The organism is Undibacterium pigrum (genome assembly GCF_003201815.1).
In the GTDB taxonomy this organism is placed as follows: domain Bacteria; phylum Pseudomonadota; class Gammaproteobacteria; order Burkholderiales; family Burkholderiaceae_D; genus Undibacterium; species Undibacterium pigrum.
Genome location: NZ_QJKB01000001.1, coordinates 545,596 through 567,068 on the forward strand (window position 1 = coordinate 545,596; position 21,473 = coordinate 567,068).

18 protein-coding genes are annotated in these 21,473 nt (G+C 48.8%); 13 read left to right on the forward strand and 5 right to left on the reverse strand.

Annotated features, from left to right (window positions below; genetic code table 11):
- Positions 1-69: 69 nt before the first annotated feature.
- The 5 genes from DFR42_RS02480 (at position 70) to DFR42_RS02500 (ending at position 5,105) form a co-directional block, all read left to right on the forward strand.
- Positions 70-1,305, forward strand: coding sequence for a branched-chain amino acid ABC transporter substrate-binding protein (locus DFR42_RS02480; RefSeq protein ID WP_110253356.1), 1,236 nt, complete (start codon positions 70-72; stop codon positions 1,303-1,305).
- Positions 1,306-1,399: 94 nt separating this feature from the next.
- On the forward strand, positions 1,400-2,347 hold the full coding sequence (locus DFR42_RS02485; RefSeq protein WP_110253357.1) for a branched-chain amino acid ABC transporter permease: 948 nt from the start codon (positions 1,400-1,402) through the stop codon (positions 2,345-2,347).
- Positions 2,348-2,350: 3 nt separating this feature from the next.
- Positions 2,351-3,637: a branched-chain amino acid ABC transporter permease gene (locus tag DFR42_RS02490; protein ID WP_110253358.1), complete on the forward strand. Its 1,287-nt coding sequence runs from the start codon at positions 2,351-2,353 to the stop codon at positions 3,635-3,637.
- Positions 3,634-4,398 (forward strand): ABC transporter ATP-binding protein, encoded by a 765-nt coding sequence (locus DFR42_RS02495; protein ID WP_110253359.1) that lies wholly within the window; start codon positions 3,634-3,636, stop codon positions 4,396-4,398. Before DFR42_RS02490 ends, DFR42_RS02495 begins: the two co-directional genes overlap by 4 nt.
- Positions 4,395-5,105 carry an ABC transporter ATP-binding protein gene (locus DFR42_RS02500; protein WP_110253360.1) on the forward strand — a complete coding sequence of 237 codons (711 nt, stop codon included), beginning with the start codon at positions 4,395-4,397 and terminating at the stop codon, positions 5,103-5,105. Before DFR42_RS02495 ends, DFR42_RS02500 begins: the two co-directional genes overlap by 4 nt.
- 60 nt (positions 5,106-5,165) lie before the next feature.
- Here the strand turns inward: DFR42_RS02500 and DFR42_RS02505 are convergent, their stop codons facing one another.
- Entirely contained in the window at positions 5,166-6,587 is a 1,422-nt protein-coding gene (locus DFR42_RS02505) for a GGDEF domain-containing protein (RefSeq protein ID WP_110253361.1), read from the reverse strand.
- 341 nt (positions 6,588-6,928) lie between these two features.
- Here DFR42_RS02505 and DFR42_RS02510 point away from each other — a divergent pair, with 341 nt between their 5' ends.
- From DFR42_RS02510 to DFR42_RS02540, 7 genes are all read left to right on the forward strand, one after another.
- Positions 6,929-9,007, forward strand: coding sequence for a 3-hydroxyacyl-CoA dehydrogenase NAD-binding domain-containing protein (locus DFR42_RS02510; protein ID WP_110253362.1), 2,079 nt, complete (start codon positions 6,929-6,931; stop codon positions 9,005-9,007).
- A gap of 240 nt (positions 9,008-9,247) precedes the next feature.
- On the forward strand, positions 9,248-10,864 hold the full coding sequence (locus DFR42_RS02515) for an ABC-F family ATPase (RefSeq protein WP_110253363.1): 1,617 nt from the start codon (positions 9,248-9,250) through the stop codon (positions 10,862-10,864).
- 105 nt (positions 10,865-10,969) lie between these two features.
- Positions 10,970-11,344 carry a hypothetical protein gene (locus tag DFR42_RS02520; protein ID WP_110253364.1) on the forward strand — a complete coding sequence of 125 codons (375 nt, stop codon included), beginning with the start codon at positions 10,970-10,972 and terminating at the stop codon, positions 11,342-11,344.
- A gap of 33 nt (positions 11,345-11,377) precedes the next feature.
- Positions 11,378-12,640 (forward strand): site-specific integrase, encoded by a 1,263-nt coding sequence (locus tag DFR42_RS02525; protein ID WP_170133393.1) that lies wholly within the window; start codon positions 11,378-11,380, stop codon positions 12,638-12,640.
- Positions 12,567-14,360 (forward strand): site-specific integrase, encoded by a 1,794-nt coding sequence (locus DFR42_RS02530; protein ID WP_211324112.1) that lies wholly within the window; start codon positions 12,567-12,569, stop codon positions 14,358-14,360. The genes DFR42_RS02525 and DFR42_RS02530 overlap by 74 nt, the downstream gene beginning before the upstream one ends.
- A gap of 1 nt (position 14,361) precedes the next feature.
- A complete protein-coding gene (locus tag DFR42_RS02535) occupies positions 14,362-16,410 on the forward strand; it encodes a hypothetical protein (RefSeq protein WP_110253367.1) in 2,049 nt (682 codons plus the stop codon).
- A complete protein-coding gene (locus tag DFR42_RS02540; protein ID WP_211324116.1) occupies positions 16,385-16,834 on the forward strand; it encodes a hypothetical protein in 450 nt (149 codons plus the stop codon). The genes DFR42_RS02535 and DFR42_RS02540 overlap by 26 nt, the downstream gene beginning before the upstream one ends.
- Before the next feature lie 427 nt (positions 16,835-17,261).
- Here DFR42_RS02540 and DFR42_RS02545 read toward each other — a convergent pair whose 3' ends face one another.
- Together DFR42_RS02545 and DFR42_RS02550 are read right to left on the reverse strand one after the other, a co-directional pair.
- Entirely contained in the window at positions 17,262-17,621 is a 360-nt protein-coding gene (locus DFR42_RS02545) for a CZB domain-containing protein (RefSeq protein WP_110253368.1), read from the reverse strand.
- 82 nt (positions 17,622-17,703) lie between these two features.
- Entirely contained in the window at positions 17,704-18,243 is a 540-nt protein-coding gene (locus DFR42_RS02550; protein ID WP_110253369.1) for a carboxymuconolactone decarboxylase family protein, read from the reverse strand.
- A gap of 350 nt (positions 18,244-18,593) precedes the next feature.
- Between DFR42_RS02550 and DFR42_RS02555 the strand changes: the two genes are divergently transcribed.
- The gene (locus DFR42_RS02555) at positions 18,594-19,097 is read left to right on the forward strand and encodes a YHS domain-containing (seleno)protein (protein WP_211324118.1); all 504 of its coding nucleotides are present in this window, start codon (positions 18,594-18,596) and stop codon (positions 19,095-19,097) included.
- Positions 19,098-19,153: 56 nt separating this feature from the next.
- Here the strand turns inward: DFR42_RS02555 and DFR42_RS02560 are convergent, their stop codons facing one another.
- Positions 19,154-20,272, reverse strand: coding sequence for a YbdK family carboxylate-amine ligase (locus DFR42_RS02560; RefSeq protein ID WP_110253371.1), 1,119 nt, complete (start codon positions 20,270-20,272; stop codon positions 19,154-19,156).
- Between the two features lies 1 nt (position 20,273).
- Positions 20,274-21,464: a cation:proton antiporter gene (locus tag DFR42_RS02565; RefSeq protein WP_110253372.1), complete on the reverse strand. Its 1,191-nt coding sequence runs from the start codon at positions 21,462-21,464 to the stop codon at positions 20,274-20,276.
- Positions 21,465-21,473: the final 9 nt, after the last annotated feature.

Below are 21,473 nucleotides of genomic sequence, written 5' to 3' on the forward strand. Positions count from 1 at the left end.
AGGTTCTGGAAGTAGCGATAAAACGAAAAAATCTAGATTCCAAACAATGAGAATACCGGAGAGAGACAAATGAAATTTCCTTTACGTGCCAGCCTTGCTGCAGTCGCTTTAACCTTCGCCGTACCTGCAGTAATGGCAGATACCATCAAGATCGCTTACATTGATCCACTCTCAGGCGCTTTTGCGCCAGTTGGGCAAAATATTCTGAATTCCTATCAGTTTGTTGCTGACAAGGCCAATGCTGAAAAGTGGGCAGGTGAACACAAGTTTGAAGTTGTCGGCTTCGACAACAAGGGTAGCCCACAAGAGTCATTGAATGTTTTGAAAACGGTGATTGATAAAGGCTTTCGCTACATCACGCAAGGCAATGGTTCTGCCGTAGGCCTGGCTTTGCAGGATGCTGTCAATAAGCATAATGAGCGCAATCCGGGGAAGGAAATCATTTACCTGAACCATGCTGCTGTTGATCCTGATATGACCAATAGCAAATGCAGCTTCTGGCATTTCCGCTTTGATTCAAATTCTGATATGAAAATGGAAGCCCTGACTACATTCATGGCGGCCGACAAGAATATCCAGAAGGTGTATATCATTGGGCAGAATTACTCATTTGGTCATCAGGTGACCCGTGCTGCCAAAGAGTATCTGGCGCGCAAACGTCCGGACGTACAAATCGTTGGTGATGACCTGCATCCTATTGGCCAGGTAAAAGACTTTTCTCCTTACATAGCTAAAATCAAGGCTTCTGGTGCTGATACGGTTATTACAGGTAACTGGGGTGCTGATCTGGCCTTGCTGATTAAATCTGCCAAAGACGCTGACCTGAAAGCCAATTTCTACACTTACTATGCATCGACGACTGGCGTCCCAACAGCCATGGGCGCTGCTGGTATAGACAGGGTGAAATATGTAGGCTATTGGAATGTGAACAATGAAACCTTTGCAGGCAAGGACATTGTTGAAGGATTCAAAGCCAAATACAAGGATGACTATTATTCCATGGCGACTTATTCTGTCCTGGCAGCTATGGGACAAGCCGTCAAACAGGCCAAATCCATAGAACCTGCAAAAGTGGCTGTGGCACTCGAAGGCTTGAATTTCAAGAGCCTGAATGGTGACGCCAGCATGCGTAAGGTTGACCATCAAATTCAACAGCCTTTGTATATCGCTACCTGGGTAAAAACCAATGGCAAGGATGTTAAATTTGACCAGGAAAATACTGGCATGGGTTGGAAGACCAATCAAAAGATAGATGCGTTCGTTGCATCGCAACCATCTTCTTGCCAGATGAAACGACCAGGCTAATCCTATAAGAAAAGAGAGTCGCTTCATGCGCACTCTCTTTTTTTACCTATAAATAGTACGATCGTTCAAGAATTTTCTGAAAAGGATCTTTGCTGTGGAATTCACACTGATCACTTTGCTGAATGGTGTCAGTTACGGATTGCTGTTGTTCATGCTTTCATCCGGACTGACGCTGATTTTCAGCATGATGGGCGTTCTCAATTTCGCCCACGCCAGTTTTTATATGCTAGGCGCTTACTTTGCCTATGCCATCAGTATCAAGATAGGCTTTTGGCCAGCCTTGTTTTTAGCGCCATTGCTGGTTGGTTTGCTGGGCGCAATGGTGGAGCGCTATGGCTTACGCTCGGTACACAAATATGGGCATATACCTGAATTGCTGTTCACCTTTGGGCTTTCCTATGTGATTGTCGAGTTGGTGCAATTGATTTGGGGCAGGTCTACCGTGCCTTACCCTATCCCTGCGTCACTGGATGGCCCCTTGTTTACTTTGTACACAACCACCTTTCCTATCTACCGCGGTTTCATGATGCTGGTGGCACTGGTGATGCTGGCCGCCATTTATCTCTTGCTCACGCGTACCCGCATAGGTCTGGTGATACAGGCAGCTTTGACCCATCCTGATACTGTAGAAGCACTGGGACACAATGTGCCACGTGTTTTCATGCTGGTATTTGGTGGTGGCTGTGCATTGGCCGGCCTGGCGGGTGTTGTCGGTGGCAATGCCTTTGTTACCGAGCCAGGTATGGCTTCCACTCTGGGTAGTATTATTTTCGTGGTGGTCGTGGTGGGGGGCATGGGCTCACTGGCGGGGGCCTTTGTGGCATCGCTATTAATAGGTGTGCTGCAAACATTTGCCGTGGCGCTTGATTATTCCTTCGTCACCGTGTTCGCCAAACTGGGCATGATCATCAGTGCGACAGCACCTGGTTACGCCTTGTTGAGCCTGACGATTGCTCAGGTTGCCCCTATCTTGCCTTATCTCTTATTGGTACTCATCCTGATTTTCAGGCCCAGAGGTTTACTCGGCACACGCGAAGGATAAAAGATGAGCAAACCTTTAGTATTCAAACCCATCAACCTGGCGCGCTGGATAATCTGGGGCAGTTTTGCCATCCTGCTTATTGTCGCGCCTATGATATTCAGCACTGGCGGATCATTGTCCCTGCTGTCGCAAATTGGCACTTTGATGATCTTCGGCCTTTCCTACAATATGTTATTGGGGCAAGGCGGCATGCTGTCATTTGGTCACGCCGTGTATTCCGGATTGGGAGCTTTCTTCGCCATTCATGCGATGAACATGGTGACTGCGGGCAGCCTGGTGTTCCCAATTACACTGATTCCCTTGATAGGTGGTGTTGCCGGCATGTTCTTTGGTGTCTTGTTTGGCTATGTCACGACCAAGAAATCAGGGACGACTTTCTCCATGATTACCCTGGGTATGGTTGAACTGGTGTTTGCCTGTTCGCTGATGTTCCCCAGTTTCTTTGGCGGCGAAGGCGGTATCTCTACCAACCGTGTCATTGGTCAGTCTTTCCTTGGTATTACCTATGGACCGCAAATTCAGGTGTATTACCTGATTGCCTTGTGGCTGTTCATCAGTACCATAGGAATGTACGCCTTTACGCAAACCCCACTGGGGCGCATCGTCAATGCTGTACGGGATAATCCTGAGCGCGTCGAGTTCATAGGCTATGACACGCAATGGGTACGCTATATGACATTGATTTTGTCGGCATTTTTTGCTGGTATTGCCGGTGGTTTGTCTGCCATTAATTTTGAAATTGTCACAGCAGAAAATGTCAGTGCCATACGCTCAGGTGCGGTGTTGCTGTTCACTTTCATAGGTGGGGTGGGCTTCTTTTTTGGTCCTATGATAGGGGCAATCATAGGAGTATTCCTGACCGTGATGCTGTCAGACCTGACCAAGGCATGGCAGTTGTATCTGGGTGTTTTCTTTATCCTCATCGTCATGTATGCGCCTGGTGGTATGGCAAGCATCATCATGATGAATCTGCGCGTAGCAAAGTTTGGCCTTTTCAAGCGGGTCTGGCCAAGCATGTGGAAACTTGTGCTGGCGGCAGCAATTACTACAGCAGGGGTCATCCTGGCGGTGGAAATGCTGTATCAACGTACCCTGGAAGCGACGCAAAGCGCCGTCATAGAAATGTTTGGTGTTTCCATCGATACCGCAAGCAGCAGCTGGTGGGCAATGACCATCGTCGTCATTGGCCTGGGTATTTTTGCCTGCGCCAAACTCAAAGGTGGTTTTGCAGAGCACTGGGGCGAAGTCAATACTGAAATTGAAGAACAAATGCGGAGGGCGCAAGCATGACAGGCTTTTCGCTAGAATTAAAAGACGTACGAAAGTCTTTTGGCAGTGCAGAAATCATCAAGGGTGCAAATTTGCAGGTGCCAAAAGGCGAGCGTTTTGCCATCATTGGCCCCAATGGTGCTGGTAAATCCACCTTGTTTAATCTCATTTCTGGCCGCTTCCCGCTGAGTTCTGGAGATATCCTGCTCAATGGCGAGAGCATCACAGACCTGAAACCCTATGAAATTAACCGACGTGGCTTGTCGCGCAGTTTTCAGATCACGAATATTTTCCATCGTTTGTCGGTCTATGAAAATCTGCGCTGCGCAGTCTTGTGGTCGCTGGGGTATAAATACTCGTTCTGGCACAGGTTGAATGGCTTAAAGGATGCACATGAAAGGGCGGAGGCAGTACTGGAACAGATTGGCCTCAAACGCAGGCGCAATGTTACTGCTGGCTTGCTGACATATGCTGAGCAGCGCGCTCTGGAAATTGGCATCACCATTGCTGGCGGCGCTGATGTGATTTTGCTCGATGAACCTACTGCGGGCATGAGTCGTTCAGAATCCGATGCTGCGGTAGAGCTGATACGCAAGGTCACCGTCGGTAAATCCCTGTTGATGGTGGAACATGACATGAGCGTGGTCTTCGGGCTGGCCGATAAAATTGCTGTGGTGGTTTATGGTGAAGTCATAGCCTGCGATACTCCGGCAAATATACGCAATAATCAAAAAGTCAAAGACGCCTATCTGGGTGGTCATGCACCGGTGGAGGTTGAATGAGCTTGCTGACGATTAAAAATCTCAATGCCTTTTATGGCAAGAGCCATGTTTTGCATGGCGTGGACATGCAGGTCAATGCCGGTGAAATTGTCAGCCTGCTGGGGCGGAATGGTGTCGGCCGTTCAACTACAGTCAAGGCCACCATGGGGCAGGTGGATGCCACTGGGTCCATCCTGTTCAAGGGCGAGGAAATCATTGGTCTGAAAGCCTTTCAGATTGCTCATAAAGGTTTAGGTTATGTCCCGGAAAACCGCGATATCTTCCCGACCTTGACTGTCGAGCAAAATCTGATGCTGGGTGAAAAATCTGGTCGCGCCAAAGACAGCAAGCCACGCTGGAGCATGGAGGATATGTACCAGATGTTCCCGCGCTTGCGTGAACGCAAAAACACCCAGGCGGGTGTGATGTCAGGTGGTGAGCAGCAAATGCTGACCTTGTGTCGTACCTTGATGGGCGACCCTGACCTGATCATGATTGATGAGCCCACAGAAGGTCTGGCACCTAAGATTGTTGAGCTGGTGGCAGAATATCTGAAGGAACTGAAGAATCGAGGAATCTCTGTCTTGCTGGTAGAGCAAAAACTGGCCATCGCCCTGGAAATCTCGCAACGGGTGTATGTGATGGGTCATGGCAGCATCGTTTTTGAAGGCACTCCTGCTGATTTGCGTGCCAATGAAAACATCCGCAAAGAATGGCTGGAGGTTTAAGACTGTTGAGCTTCCTTTGATCGGGTTCAATTGGTTTTGAGTCCGATCATTTTCAGTTTTTTAAGCATCAAGGTCATCACTTTCTACGCGATTGCGTCCATTTTCCTTGGCGCGATAAAGCGCTTTGTCAGCAACCAATAACAATGCTTCAATATCGGGTATAGCCTGTTGGGCAAAGCTGACGCCTATACTGACAGTTACTGTAATTTGCTGGCCGTCGCCCAGATCAATGGATGTGTCTGCAAGTTTGCTGCGTATACGTTGCGCGATTTTTGCCGCCTCCTTCTGGCCGCAGCCTGGCAGTACAGCCGCAAATTCTTCACCACCTATACGACCCAGCATATCTATATTGCGTAGACCGGCACTGGCGATACGTGCAAATGCCACCAGCACACGGTCGCCGCCAGCATGCCCGTAGGTGTCATTTACGTCCTTGAATTTGTCTATATCCAGCATCAATACTGCTACCGGCCTGGTTTGTTCAGACAGCCTGGCCAGCAGGTTGGCAGCGCGTTCATTAAAAGCACGGCGGTTTAACAGAGCGGTCAGTTGATCGTGTTCAGCGATGTATTTGAGTTGCCGCAAAAGTTCTTCACGTGCTGCCATGACGCAGGCCACGGTCAGAGGTGCCAGTGCCATCAGGCTTACACCTATGCGTATCGACAACAGCATGGGGCGCGAATTCATATTGACTATGGAAATGGGCAGGTAGCCGAGCGACATGGCAATCAATACCCAGCCGCTGTACAGCAAAGTCAGTATGCTGGTGATGAAGATATCGTAGCTTAGTGCGCACCAGAGCAAGGCGGGGATAGGGAAGACAAGTGCACCAGGACCACCTACGATAATGCCCAAAGCAAGAGATATCAGGAGGGCGCATACAGGCAAGATTTTGCTGACATGAAAGTGCTCAGTCTTAAAAGCACGACGGCGATCTAATCTTAATCCTGACAAATCCGGCAAACTGAGCATCACAGGTAAAACTGCCATCAAATTAGCCAGTTCAATGACGGACCAGAATGCCCAGTTTTTGAGTGGGTTTGCATTGGATAGTATGGGGTCGGCAATGACACCAACTACGCCAGTTGCGGCTGCTGCACACGATGCCACCAAAGCAAGATAGAGCACAGACAGCGGGTGTTTCAAGCGGCGGTGTTCTTCATCCAGCCAGGAGAAAAGGAGTACGCCGGTGACGACGCAGACAAGATTGCCAGCAGTCAGCATTAAATTGGCAGACCAATTATTGCCCGTCATGATGTCAGCCATGAAATAAGCCAATATTGCGCCCAGCCATCCAAAGGCATTGTTCAACTTGGGAAAGCGTACAAACAGACCAATCAGCAGGGCATTGGCTGGCCATAGTGCAGCAAGGTGGCCCATGGGTCGGCTGAGTATACCCAATACACATGCGGCAAACACGATGATGCCAGTGATGGCCGCAGCTTTGATGTGCTCAGTCCAGCTCGGTGTGGGATGCATCATTGGCGCAGAGACTCCGGTTCCATTGACTTCGCAGGTATTAAATATCGTCTTGCGCCTTCTCAGGAGCAATATCGGTATTCAAGACCAGATTTTCTAATATGCTGGTGCTTGATAGACTAAAGTACTGTAGCAGATAGTGCGGTAGGTAGTACTGCAGGCAGACGGCACCAGATGTATTTCATGGTGCGTGGAAATATTTTCATGCTTGCCCGTACTGGAATTAAAATAAAATAATACGCTCGTACTATTTTGCGGTATAGTAAGCAAAAACAAGCTTACACCAGATTTTAAAAAGCACTGAACTGGCAAATCCAAGCAGCATTTCACCTATAGGAAGAGACATGAGCGCCGAATATCAAGTGAATGGCAATATCGCCGTAATTACCCTGAACAATCCACCTGTCAATGGCTTGGGTCATGCTACCCGCGCAGCTGCGGTGAATGGCATGAAGCAGGCATTGAATGATGATGCAGTCAAAGCCATCGTCATCACTGGTGCCGGTAAAGCATTCTCTGGCGGTGCAGACATCAAAGAATTTAATTCCCCCAAAGCATCTGCAGAGCCTAGCCTGCATACGCTGATCAATGTGGTCGAAAACTCCGACAAACCCGTGATTGCTGCTATTCACACTGTGTGCATGGGCGGTGGTCTGGAACTGGCTTTGGGTTGTAACTATCGCGTTGCATCCAAGGGAGCGCAAATCGCCTTGCCTGAAGTTAAGCTCGGCATCTTGCCTGGAGCTGGCGGCACGCAGCGCCTGCCACGCGTGCTGGGCCTGGAAATGGCTTTGAACATGATAGTTTCAGGCACACCAATTCCTTCAGAGAAGCTGGCTAAAACAGCGATCTTCAATGAAGTGGTGGACGGTGACGTACTGGAAGCTGCACTCGCATTTGCGGCTAAAGTTGCAGATGTGCGCCCTTTGCCTAAAGTGCGGGATATCAAGATTGATTATCCGAACTACGAAGCCTATCTGCAATTCTCACGTAATACAGTACGCGCAATGGCAGGACCTTTCCCAGCACCTTTGAAATGCGTGGAAGCAGTAGCAGCCGCAGTCACCAAGAAATTTGATGACGGTATCAAGTTTGAGCGTGAACTGTTTGTTGACCTGGTGCAAACTACAGAATCCAAAGCCTTGCGTCATGCTTTCTTTGGTGAGCGTGCGGCCAGCAAATTGCCTGATGTGCCAGAAGATACACCAACGCGTCCTATCAGATCCGTTGCCGTTATCGGTGCCGGCACCATGGGAGGCGGCATTGCCATGAACTTTGCCAATGCTGGCATTCCTGTACAAATACTGGAAATGAAGCAGGAAGCATTGGACAAAGGTTTGGCGACGATCCGCAAGAATTATGAAAACACGCTTAAAAAAGGTAAGCTGACGCAAGAGAAATTTGATCAGCGTGTGGGTCTGATTACAGGTACTTTGTCGTATGAAGAGATTGCCCAGGCAGATATCGTCATTGAAGCTGTATTCGAAGACATGGGCGTCAAGGAACAAGTTTTCAAAAAACTCGACGAAGTCATGAAGCAGGGTGCTATTCTGGCGTCGAATACCTCAACACTGGACGTCGACAAAATCGCCGACTTCACCAGGCGCCCTGAAGATGTCATCGGCACCCATTTCTTCAGCCCGGCAAATGTCATGAAACTGCTGGAAATTGTACGCGGTAAAAAAACTGCCAAAGACGTGCTGGCGACAGTGCTGGGCTTATCCAAAAAAATCAAGAAAACTGGCGTGGTATCTGGCGTGTGCGATGGTTTCATTGGCAACCGCATGATAGAACAATACAGCCGTCAGGCGGGTTTCTTGCTGGAAGAGGGCTGCACACCTGAGCAGGTGGATAAAGCCGTAGAAAAAATGGGCTTTGCCATGGGACCTTTCCGCATGGGTGACCTGGCTGGGAATGATATCGGCTGGTATATCCGCAAACGTCGTTACGTAGAAAAACCACAAATCACTTATTCCAAAACAGCAGATTTGCTGTGTGAGCTGGGTCGTTTCGGACAAAAAACCGGTGCTGGCTGGTATGACTATAAGCCGGGTGACCGTAAAGCTTATCCTTCAAGCATTGTGAATGACATGATCATCCAGCACTCTGCTGACCTGGGTATTACGCGCCGCAAGATTTCTGATCAGGAGATAGTAGAGCGTCTGATATTTGCCCTGGTCAATGAAGCTGCTTACATCCTGGAAGAGGGCATCGCGACACGTGCCTCTGATATTGATATGGTGTATCTGACAGGCTATGGCTTCCCATTGCATACTGGTGGCCCTATGTTCTATGCCGATACCGTGGGCTTGCCTAATGTGGTTATGGCCATGGAGAAATATGCCAAAGGCCGACATGGCGACGCCTGGAAACCCGCTCCTTTACTCGCAAAACTGGCTGCAGAAGGAAAAACTTTCAATTAAGTAAATCATTTGAAGTTTAGAAATGGCTTGTCTGAGAGAGTTGATCTTCAGGCAAGCCATTTCTTATTGGTAAAGAAGTAACCTCGCTCCTGCAGAAAACTGCCAATCTGCATATATCTGCCGTTCAAAGCCCATAATTTCTCTATAAATCATGGGCTTGTCTTCGACTCGTCAAAAACACAATGCGGCACGATGCTATAATGCATGGTTAATCCCCATACTTATTGCAAAAGGTTTTCTGTGCTTTCTACCGCTAATATCACCATGCAGTTCGGCCCCAAGCCGCTGTTTGAAAATATCTCTGTCAAATTTGGCGAAGGTAACCGCTATGGCCTGATTGGTGCCAATGGCTGCGGCAAATCCACCTTCATGAAGATTCTTGGCGGTGACCTTGAGCAATCTTCCGGCACGGTCATGCTGGATCAGAATGAGCGTCTGGGTAAATTGCGCCAGGATCAGTTTGCTTTTGAAGACATGCGCGTGCTGGACGTAGTCATGATGGGCCACATAGAAATGTGGGCGGCAATGTCGGAACGGGATGCGATTTACGCTAATCCTGAAGCGACTGACGACGACTACATGAAAGCGGCAGACCTGGAAGCCAAGTTTGCTGAATATGATGGTTACACTGCTGAGGCACGTGCTGGTGAATTATTGCTGGGCGTAGGTATACCAACCGATCAGCATCAGGGCGTCATGAGTGCGGTTGCGCCAGGCTGGAAGCTGCGCGTCTTGCTGGCACAGGCCTTGTTCTCCAATCCAGATATTTTGCTGCTTGATGAACCAACCAATAACCTGGACATCAATACAATTCGCTGGCTGGAAGATATTCTGAATGAACGCAATTCCACCATGATCATCATTTCCCATGATCGCCATTTCCTGAACCAGGTATGTACGCACATGGCCGATATGGATTACGGTACGCTGAAAGTGTACCCGGGTAATTATGATGATTACATGCTGGCATCATCACAGGCACGTGCGCAGCAAATGGCGAACAATGCCAAGGCCAAGGAAAAAGTCGCTGAGTTGCAAGACTTCGTTCGTCGTTTCTCTGCGAATAAATCCAAGGCACGTCAGGCAACTTCACGTGCCAAGCAGATTGATAAAATCAAGATTGAAGATTTCAAGCCATCCAGCCGTCAAAATCCTTTCGTGCGTTTCGATGGCGAGAAGAAATTGCATCGCCTGGCCGTGGAAGTGCAATCCCTGAGCAAGGCTTACGACAAGCCATTGTTCAAGAATGTCGATCTGATGGTCGAAGCTGGTGAAAGAATCGCGATTATCGGTGCCAATGGTATTGGTAAAACCACTTTGTTGCGTTGCATAGGCGGCGATGACATCACAGGTTTGCATGCTGATTATGGAACGGTCAAATGGGCAGAAAATGCCAATGTTGGCTATATGCCGCAAGATCCTACTGAAGAATTTGCATCTGATAAAAATCTGACTGACTGGATAGGTCAGTGGACACAAGAGGGTGATGATGACCAGGCAGTACGCTCCATCCTCGGTCGTTTGTTGTTTGGTGGTGATGACGTCAAAAAATCAGTCAAGGTTTTATCGGGTGGTGAAAAAGGCCGCATGATGTATGGCAAGCTCATGCTGGGCCGCCATAATGTCTTGTTGATGGATGAACCAACCAATCACATGGATATGGAATCTATCGAATCATTGAATATCGCGCTGGAAAAATATGCGGGTACTTTGATTTTCGTATCGCATGACCGTGAATTTGTTTCATCTCTGGCGACACGCGTGTTGGAAATCAAGGAAAACAAAATCATCGATTTCCAGGGTACGTATGAAGAATACCTGAGCACGTGTGTGATACCGTTTGAGGGCAAAAAGTAGAAACAATTTGAACTGTTGACATGTAGGCTCTATATTGCAACGTATGGACGTGTAGGTTTGTCCGAGGGGTTGAGTAGCAAAAGTCTCTTTTAGAGACGAGTAGCGGTGGCGCAAACTGACGCCCAACGCATCAATCAAGCACTTCCGGACGTTGCCGGAACTCATGTCTCAAAGGAGTTCAAATTGAATCGAGTGAATGCAACGGAGTTGCAACGCTATCAGGCGATGGGTCTCGAAGCGGTGCTACCGCTTCTTGCCGAGTACGCCAAGGACGATGTGTCCTTCCAGCCAATCCAAATCAAACTTGTGTCACGATGGAATGTGACGGTGTCAGGCCGTCATTTCGAATTAGTTCTGAATGGCCCAAAATTCTACGATTCTCGCGCCAAAAGCGGCGGTGGCAGCGTTATTGACTTGACGATGCATCTGTTCCAATTGAATTTCAAACGAGCGGTGGAAAAGTTCAGGGCGATCTTATGATCGCAATGTATTTTTTCATCAAAGATGCAGCTGATGGCGACTCTTGAGCACATCCTGTACATCGCTCATCGTCCAGAGGTATCCGATGGCAAGATCAAATGGGTGCCTGACACCATTGTTCGGACCGTGGATCGGTTGCCACAGGTGTTCTGGAAAGATGGTAAGGCGTGGCGCGAAGCCAATCTGTGGGCATTGGAAATGGCGCGAAACCGCAACGTGAAGTTGAGCACGGCGATCAGCGTCATGGAGCATCTGCACAAATACGCCGAATGGTTGGAAGAGACAGACATTGATTGGCGGCACTTCCCAATTACAAAGGTCGAACGAGTCCTAGTGCGCTACCGGGGGGCGCTAATTGATGCTCGTGATCGTGGAAATTTGATGCCGTCCACCACCACAGCGCGGATGAATGCTGTCATTCGTTTTTACCGCTATGCTGCGGGCCGCAACTTCATCAGTCGTGAGGCTCCAAAGTGGCAGGACAGAATTGTAACCATCAGCTACTTCGACCCTGTGGGATTTGAGCGTACCATGAGCCGTGTCACCACGGATGTATCGATACCCAACCGCGCTCGACCTGGTCGGCGTCTGGAAGATGGCTTGCTCCCAATTTCTGATCAAGACAAGTTGGATCTTTTGCAGTTCGCTAGCACGAATGCATCGCGGGAGTTGTGCTTGATGCTAATGGTTGGATTCTATACAGGTGCGCGAATTGGAACCATCCTTACCCTTCGCACGACAGCACTCGATAACGCGATGCCTGATCCCAAACTGCCGAACATGTGGCTGCTTCCAGTTGGACCTGGTACCGGCATCGACACGAAGTTTGACATCAACGGCAATTTGATGATTCCGCAGCAACTCATGACAATGCTCAGAAACTATGCAACCTCACGCCGCCATCTGGACCGCGTCGTCAGAGCCAATGGTGCCGACAAGAGCCTTTTGTTCTTAACACGATTCTGCAAACAGTATAAGGTCGTCGCGGTAGCTCGAGAGATGGTCGATCTGCGCCGTGCCGGACAAATCGTAGGGTTGAAATTCCTACAAAAGTTCAAGTTCCACCAAACTCGTGCCACCTATGGAACGTGGCTTATTACGCTTTGCTTGATGTGCATGGAGGTCAAGGCGGCCATCGAATTTGTCAAGCACGCCATGTTCCACAAGCACGAATCGACGACCTTCGGCTACATCACCTTCGCTCAGAACACGAAGGAGAAAATTGAACTGGATAAGTTATTTACAGAAGCTTTTCTTGGCCTTTCCGACCACCTTAAGTCAGCAAAAGGTGCTTGATGTGGCGATCCCCGATCTGACCTTTACGATGGTGAAGTATGGGGCCACAGAAACGCCGTGGGATTTGCGTGTGCTTCTATACAGAGGCGGCGCGAAGGGAAATCCGAAAACCGTCTTCAACCAGATCGCGGAGGGCAAATTGGGTCGCCCGATAATTGATCGGATGGGGTTGGTGAAAATTATTCACGCAGAAATTACGGCGAGGCTTGTTGGGGGAGGTGCAAGGGAGACGGCTTCGTCCATGATAAGGAATCTGCGAGCTTTTTTTTCTTGGGCTGACGAATTCGATCAGTCTCTCTCTCTAGAAGTCATCGAAGATACTTACAGGCATTGGTGTGATTATTTGTTGAGTCAAGTGCAGCTCAAAGTCATGAAAAATAACTCCGCTTACAGCAAAGCACAAATTGTATCGATCATACTCAATGCGGTGCTGGATCGGGCACAATCTCTGATTTTGACCACTCGGCTTAAGTACAAAAAGCGTGGCACCCGTGCAGTCAGTGTGGCCGCTGATAAGCAGAGCCTTACGGATACCTTTAAATTTGGTCATTTGTGCCTAGATATTATCAACAGTCTCTCGTATGAGGCCATTTTTGGCTCGTTGCCCATCAAAATTCAATTGCGCGATGGGCGAGAAATTGAACACTGGTCTGGATTGAGAGATCCCGCCACCGTTGTGTCCCTTCAGCCAAAGTACAAGAACAAACATACCACTGAAAAAGTTAAGCGACAACGCGATAATTGGGAGGCAGACGGAACGTTGAACACACGTTATCCAACAATCAATTTACGTATCATGGCAGAGATGATGGCCTTTATCGGTCAGACCGGTATGAATCTCTCTCAAGCTCATAACTTACTTCTCAATCAATACACCTACAGTAGTTCGACAGATGGCTATGATGTTCGTGCCTTTAAGAATCGACGCCACGGTGAAGTGCTGTTCAGTATCTATAACGAATACAGGGAGGTGTTCGAGAACTACTTGGCTTGGCGTAAGAAGGTGTTCGGAGAAACATCAAGTCGCCTGTTCCCATTCATTCGTACACTTGGGGCTCTGGAAACCAAGTCATTTAGCTTCAAACCTTTGCAGGTCAACATCTGCAAAGCAATGGGAATTGCTTTTGTGTCTCCCCAAAAACTCCGCAACACGCGCGTTAATTGGCTGCTGAGGCGATCGCGAGATCCCGACCAGACCGCGGAACAAGCGCAACACATGAAGGAAACGCTGTTGCAAGTTTATGAAAAGCCGAGCCTTCAAGTCGCGCTGGTCGAGATCATCGAATTCTGGAAAAAGAACGATCCACGACTCGTCGGCACGGAGGTCGCTTGTCCCGCGCCTGGTTCATGTGATGGCGTTCCAACATCCACCTCTGATTTGCCGCCAGAGGCCCCGAAACCGGACTGCTCGAATCCTTCGGGATGCCTGTTCTGCACGCACCACCGCGACATCGACAGCGAGGATTATGTTTGGTCAACGGCAAGTATGCGGTATCTTAACCTCACCATACTGCCACGCTTCCATCAACCTGCCAAAGCCAAGGCCGACTCCGCAAGGCATGTGCAGATGGTGATCGATGTTCTTACGTCGAAACTTAAATGGTTCAGCGACTCCAACGCCGCGCGCAAAGCATGGGTGGAAGAAGCACAGGAAAAGTTGAATGAGGGGGATTATCACATTTATTGGCGTCACCTGATCGAAAGTGCGGAGGGAATCTGAAATGAGCATCAATTTGAATTACTTGGGATTGGCAATTTCAGCACCTGGCGTCACACCGAAATCGCGATCCTTCCGTCCACCGAGCTGGCCGCCTCCAAAAAATTGGGTCTGCGTCGAGGACAAGGATGGTAATCCAGTGTCGCGCTATGGCGATTCAGTCATAGACATGACGCCATGGGTAGGTAGGACAGTCACATTCAACTTTGGTGACGGTCCCCAGACCCAATCAAACGGTGTTCGGATCGATGCTGCCAATGCCGACCTGCTTCGTGTCTTGTTCGCGTGGTACTTTTGGGGAACGAGAGCGCCACGTGCAGTAGCCACTTCGATGAACAGTCTAAAATGGCTCAGATCAATCATCGCCGTTTGCAGTAAGGAAGGAATCAAAGCGTCCGACCTGTCGCGTTTTCCCGCCGTGATTGACAAGGTGGCAGCCTCCATTTCCGCAAGTGCGTTCGATGTAGTCATCGGCGCGTTGGATCGGCTGAGGGACGCCCGTGAAGTTCTCGGTTTCGAGTTGCTGGATCTGGCAGGAATTCAACGCTTGAAAACATTGCAACCCGATCACGAACCCCTGCAAACTGTCTACATCCCACCGCGCATCTGGACCTACATCGTCAATCGGGTGGCGGAGTGCAGGAACGACTTTCTTTCGCATCAGAAACAGATCGAAGAGTGCTTTGCGTTCAGCGTGGATGCTTATGAAAATAACGGTGCGGTGGAATATCGTGAAAAAACAGGAAAGAGTCATCGGAACCCGTTTCAAGCAATTCCAGCCGTCAACCATTACGCTGACATGACCTATTATGGCTCATTTGCCGATACAGCCCAGCGCTTCGGCATTAAGGATGTGATCGAAAAATGGTCAGGCCAGATCACGTCGAGACGTGGTATCGTAAAAATGACAAATTATTTTCAGTTGGTTCAGTGCGCTGCGTTGATAGATGTTGCCGCTTTCTCCCTGATGCGGGTTGAGGAAGCATCAAACATTCGCTGGAACTGCTTGCGCTGGGAAGATGACCCGGTGAATGGGCGCATTCCTTTGATTGAGAGCGAAACGACCAAGACCGATGCTGATTCCAACGCCTTTTGGATCACCAGCCCGAGCGTTGAGCCGTCTATTGTTGCGCTGCAATCCATCGCTAGGATGCGCCTCACGAGCGCTGGACGGTGGCAGGATGGTGGTAATCCCAAATTGATTACCGCTACACTTGAACCGTGGAGTACAGGTAGAAAAACTACAAAGCGAGTTGAAACCCAACCTACGTTGAAATCTTTGGCGGAAGTTTTTCAAAAATTTTCGCACTTGTTTGGTCTTCAGCAGCTCACCATTACCGAAGACGACCTCAAGATCGCACGGGCAGTCTGTCCTAAATTGGATTCCGAGCGATATCAGGTGGGTAATTTGTGGCCGCTTGCATGGCATCAATTCCGGCGCACGGGAGCCGTCAATATGTTTGCTTCCGGCGGAATCAGCGATTCCTCCATACAACTCCAATTGAAGCATCTGAATCGTCTCATGTCGCTCTACTACGGACGCGGCAATACTGCTCTGCATCTCAATGATAACGCTCGCACGTTGCTGGTCAATGCCTTCTACGAAAACATGGGGCGCGAGCTGGCATCAATGCTCACGAATCGCTACGTTAGCCCTTATGGTGAAGAGCACAAAGCAAAACTATTTGCTCCTGCTAATGACGGTGAGCCAGTGAATCTAGTCAATGAGGGCGATGCGAACCACCTAGCCAAAATTTACAGGTTGCATCAGATTGGTGGGCGATTGACAGCGCTCGGAGCATGTATGAAGAGTGGCCGTTGTGACGATGCTGATAGTTTTAGCTCAGTGGCGAGCTGTGCCGGTGACGGTGACAAGAAGCCCTGTGCTCATACATTGTTTAACATCGAACGGGTTCCCGCGAACCAGAAGCGTCTCGATGCAGTGAATCATTTGTTGAGCACGACACAAGTGGATACGCCGCAGTATCGTTATTTGGAACAAGAGAAGCGTGGATTGGAGAATTACTTTGTCTACATACGAAAAACAGCCTGATAAAGCACTGACCGCCGAGCAGCGCTTCCGCGATGCTTTCGAGCGATTGAAGCATGCGGTTCCCCAAGTATTGCCAAAGGGAACGCCAGTCAGCCAGAATAACGTCGCCAAGGAAGCTAAGTGCGATCCAAGTGCTCTGCGTAAGGCGCGTTACCCATTGCTGGTGATAGCAATTCAGGAGTGGGTCGAAGGCCACAAGAGCGATCAAGCGCCATCTGAACGGCAAAATCTGCTCAAGCAGCGGCAAAAGAAACGCGATACACGTGAAACTATGCTGGACTTGAAGTTGCAGCGCGATCACGCTGTAGGCCTAATCGCAGATGCGGATTTGCGTATAGTGGAGTTATCGGAGAAGGTTGCCGACTTGCAGGCGAGGTTGGATGAGCTTAAACCTTCAGCGAAGGTTCTGAACCACTCAAAATGAGGTGTTTCTGTATGTGCATATTCGGTAGTGTCTCAATTTCTGTTAACGCTGATACCAAATTGATCCCTGTACCGAAATACTGCCGATAAAAATTTTGATTGGTACTTTCACCGCCAATCTGGGGTAATCGTATCTTCCGTGCATTGAGGTGCGGTAGCCGATTTTCTCTATACGTTTCAAAGACTTACAATCGGCTTGGCGCGAATTTTCAATGGAACTGAGTTTTGTTTGCACCAAGTTTGTGAATAGCTTCTTCGAGTAGACGAGTCGACAACAAGAGAATTTCCGCCTAGCCAAAAAGTACTATGTGGCAAATAGCTGGCTGGGTGCACAATCTCTGCGATGAACTAACCGTTTGCGTATAAGTTCGAGGGGCGGTCGGAAATGCATCACATAAGCGTGTGGTTCCCCACCAGAAGCTAACGAACTACAGACTGAGCTTTGCATCAGATTTTTTCAATTTCATTATTGCACTGGCGATTTGCCTGGATACACCAACATACTCAGGCCCATTCAGCATGTTTTCTGCCTCAGCATAGTTGCCAGCGTTGATCAAGCGGGCAATTTTTGTAGCAGCGACATGGAACTGTTTGTGAACTTCAACCAGTTGTGCAAATTCTGGCAGATGGCCGTTTTGCTGTTTGCCTTCATGGTCCATCCAGCATCCGATCTCACATAGATGAATATTGGATACGTGTGCAATATCCATATGTGACTTCTTGCCGATAGCGGCACGAAACTTGACTTTCCACTCTGCATGCTTGCCGATCGCTGATTCCAGGTCCATGATTTACTCCAACTGATTGACGTTTGTGCTGCTGACTGACAGGGATGGCGCCCCTGTCAGAACTATTCTGATGTACGATGAATTAGAGCGGATTTACTTTTGGAAAATCAACATCTGTGAGGGCGACATTATTGACATAGTTGGTCAATACATTCACTGCCACATTCAAGACGATTTCAATCACGGCGGCATCATCAAAACCTGCAGCACGTAAATTGGCCAACTCGGTATCACTGACGCGACCACGCTGCTCTGCAACCTGACGTGCAAACTGCAAGGCAGCATTGGTTTTAGCATCTTCTGCATGGGCGCTGCGAGCTGCATCAATATCTGCGTCACTCAGCTTTGCCAGGTTTTTACCCAGATAAGCATGCGCAGCCAGGCAATAGTCACAACCATTGTATTCGGCGATGGTCAGCGCAATACGTTCACGCAGTTGTGCACTCAGGCTACCCTTGGCCAAGGCACCACTGAGTGACAGATAGCCTTCCAGGGCAGCCGGGCTATTGCCAACCAGTTTCATCAGGTTTGGTACCACGCCTAATTGCTTGTTCACAGCAGCCAGCATGGGCTGAGAGGCTGAAGGGGATTGTTCTACTGTAGGGATAGCAAGACGGGACATGAGAGACTCCATTTAAATCAGGTTTAAGGGATTCGCGTTTTATATCTGTGTCGCGAATAGGGCTACTTTGCCTTATTCCTATAATTTAAAGAATACTCAGATTATGTAATTCATTGTTCCATTTAGTGGAATTACTGTTTTCTCATCTTCAGTCATATTGGAAGCATGAAAAATCCAAACGCGTCGATTTTCCTAAAATTTCGCAGCAAAGTATCTATTCCACTAAATGGAATAGATGATTGTATTTTTTGAGTATTCCCTATTTTTTGAGAAATAAATAAAGTTCTCTGGCTGGCAAATATGCCACGCGAAAGACAGAGTCACTAACACACTTATTACTTGGATGAATCATGAATAGATTTTCTTTAAAGCGTCGCCTGGCCTTAGCAATTATGACTGCCTCGATTACCATGATCGGTGCCATACCACAACTCGCCATGGCGTACGATGAAAACTCAACCAGCTCAGTCAACGTGGATGCCAAAGGTGTAGGCTTGAAAGGTTTTGACCCAGTTGCCTACTTCACTGCAGGGTCACCAACGATAGGTAAATCCAGCATTGCTGCAGCACATGATGGCGTTACATATTACTTCGCATCGATCGAAAACCGGGACAAGTTCAAGGCTGATCCTGCAAAATATGCGCCGCAATATGGTGGCTTTTGTTCCACGGGCGTGGCACTGGAAAAGAAACTCGACGGTGATCCGCAAGCCTGGCGTGTAGTCGACGGGAAACTGTACCTGAACGTGAATAAAGACGTACAGAAAAAGTGGCTGGAAGATGTTCCTGGTAATCTGAAAAAAGCAGAGATGAACTGGGGCTCTATCAAGGCAAAAACACCAAAGAGCCTTTGATTCTCGTAACGTATTTGTCACAGCAGAGCAGTTAAGTGAAAGTTCGATTTGCCGGTTTAAATTCCTCTGAACCGGCAAATCGCAGCGTTAACCATACCTTCCACACTGCCGCTATCTGCATAGCGTGTACGCAAGTAATGTGCGTCGCTGCCAGTATGTGTAGTTTCGTAAAGGTGAGTCAGTGCAGGCAATGCGCCTAATGAAGCTGCATAAGGCTCTATCGTTCTGATAGTGGCAAGGATATCTTCCCGCAATGATTTCGTTTCATAGGTCTTGGGATGGACGATAGACCCGTCCAATCCAAAACGACAGGCTTGAAAGCGATTGTAGTTATAGACCAGATAGTCGTCCTCGACTGGTGGTTCTTCACGTTTGTCTAGCAGATAGGCACAGAGGACTTGCAAATAAGCTGCTAATGCAGCCGCATGTTCCACCGTCAACGGGGTATCGCACACGCGCAGTTCTATCGTGCCATATTCCGGTTTAGGGCGGATATCCCAGTAAAAATCTTTCATGCTTTTGACTACGCCAGTCTTTTCCATTTTAGAAAAGTAATTTTCTGAAAATGCCTCCCAGCTCAACATAAAGGGTGCCCGGCCAGATAGTGGAAAGGCAAACACTGAATTCAGCCTGGCTGAATTAAACAAGGTATCCCCGCCTTGCACATAGGGAGACGATGCTGACAACGCAATGAAATGCGCCACATAGCGGTTGAGCGAATGCAACAAAAATAAGGCATTGTCGCCTGAAGTACAACCTACGTGGACGTGCTGACCAAAAATCGTGAATTGCTTGGCGAGATAGCCATACAAAACAGACACCTCCTTGAATCTCGGCTTGGAAAAAATCTTCCTGTCCGTCCATTTCTGAAATGGGTGGGTGCCACCACCACAGATGCCGATTCCCAAGGTATCCGATGCTTCTACAAGGGTATCTCGTATTTGCTGAAGTTGTGCCAACACGCCCTGGTAATTCGTTTGTACGTCCGTACAAATTTCTATCATGCTCTCCGTTATTTCAGGCGTGACGTTTCCTGGAAATGGTCGGCGTCCAAGCAAATGCAAAAGATCAGGACTTGATGCAGATAAATCGAAGTCTGAAAGGCCGATTAATTGAAGCTCAAGTTCAACACCCAAGGACAAAGCGTCCGAAGTCTTAAAAGGTTCTAGTGACATCTTATCTCCCGTTCTGTTCAGGTACTTCTTTCGCCCAGATCAAGGCACGCTGAGTCAATATTGGCCCTACTATTTCCAATAGCAGGGTCATGGCCGCGAGAGCGGTCAGTTCATCGGCAAAACTAATACCAAGATAGCGCGTTTGTTCTAAAGTAAGGATCACGAATACAGAAATAGGTGCCAGGGCCAGTCCCGTCATCACACCTTTGCGCGTTTGTATTCCGCTTACGTGAGCCAACAGCGATGTGACCGACAGTTTTGCAGCAAAGCGCACAGCCACAAGGGCCAAACCCAGACCTGCGCCAGAGAGAATTTTTTGCCATTCCAGCGTCGAAGCTGCATAGACAAACAGCATGACAGTGAGCAAGTCGCCCAATGCGCCAAAGTTCCTTTGAGTACGGCTCAAGGTGATTCGTCGATGCCTGGCCATCAATCCAAAAGTCAGCGTTGCTAGTATCGGGGAAAGCTTGCCTGCATGCGTCAACGCCACCAATAAAATCACCGCAAATGCGAAGGCAACAGTTGCGTCCTGCCCCAGATTACCGAGCTGTCGTAATATCAGCGGCAGAAGCACACCAAACAGAGCACCCATTGCGACGGATGCGACCAGCACTGACAAACTGTTCACGGATGCATGAAGGAGGCTGCCTGTGTTTTGGAAGACCCAAAACCCTACGATGACCTTGAAAGTAAACACACCCATGACACAATTGATGGCTGCCAGATGCAATATCCTTTCAGTGACCTGGCCTGCGCTGCGCTGTTCATTAATGACGCGTAACAAACCGGCTGGAGAGGTCGACATGGTCAGTGCGGCTAACAATAATGCCGTCAGTATGGGCGTTCCAAACCACGTCGCCACCAAATACACAGCTGAGAAAGTCAGCATTGCCTCCAGTACACCAGTGAGGCCTATCCAGGGATTATTGCGAAGCCAGCGGATATTAATGCGATAGCCAAATTCGAACAAAATCAGCCCAAAGGCGATATTTGCTAACAACAGAATAGCGCTATGACCATCATGAGACAACATTCCCAGTTGCGAATTCGCCAGCAAGAAGCCCACTAGGCCGTAGATACTGATACGCGGCAGACCAGTCCAGCGGTGGCCGAATTCACCGGCAAGCCAGGCAAACACAAGGGCAAAAGGCCATGCCAGTTCGGCCAGGTTAGAATTGAAGAACTCGAACATTCAAACTCC

Coding starts and splice junctions, on each gene's coding strand:
- DFR42_RS02480 (WP_110253356.1), top strand. CDS start 70: ATGAAATTTCCTTTACGTGCCAGCCTTGCTGCAGTCGCTTTAACCTTC.
- DFR42_RS02490 (WP_110253358.1), top strand. CDS start 2,351: ATGAGCAAACCTTTAGTATTCAAACCCATCAACCTGGCGCGCTGGATA.
- DFR42_RS02495 (WP_110253359.1), top strand. CDS start 3,634: ATGACAGGCTTTTCGCTAGAATTAAAAGACGTACGAAAGTCTTTTGGC.
- DFR42_RS02500 (WP_110253360.1), top strand. CDS start 4,395: ATGAGCTTGCTGACGATTAAAAATCTCAATGCCTTTTATGGCAAGAGC.
- DFR42_RS02505 (WP_110253361.1), bottom strand. CDS start 6,587: ATGATGCATCCCACACCGAGCTGGACTGAGCACATCAAAGCTGCGGCC.
- DFR42_RS02510 (WP_110253362.1), top strand. CDS start 6,929: ATGAGCGCCGAATATCAAGTGAATGGCAATATCGCCGTAATTACCCTG.
- DFR42_RS02525 (WP_170133393.1), top strand. CDS start 11,378: ATGGCGACTCTTGAGCACATCCTGTACATCGCTCATCGTCCAGAGGTA.
- DFR42_RS02535 (WP_110253367.1), top strand. CDS start 14,362: ATGAGCATCAATTTGAATTACTTGGGATTGGCAATTTCAGCACCTGGC.
- DFR42_RS02545 (WP_110253368.1), bottom strand. CDS start 17,621: ATGGACCTGGAATCAGCGATCGGCAAGCATGCAGAGTGGAAAGTCAAG.
- DFR42_RS02550 (WP_110253369.1), bottom strand. CDS start 18,243: ATGTCCCGTCTTGCTATCCCTACAGTAGAACAATCCCCTTCAGCCTCT.
- DFR42_RS02555 (WP_211324118.1), top strand. CDS start 18,594: ATGAATAGATTTTCTTTAAAGCGTCGCCTGGCCTTAGCAATTATGACT.
- DFR42_RS02560 (WP_110253371.1), bottom strand. CDS start 20,272: ATGTCACTAGAACCTTTTAAGACTTCGGACGCTTTGTCCTTGGGTGTT.
- DFR42_RS02565 (WP_110253372.1), bottom strand. CDS start 21,464: ATGTTCGAGTTCTTCAATTCTAACCTGGCCGAACTGGCATGGCCTTTT.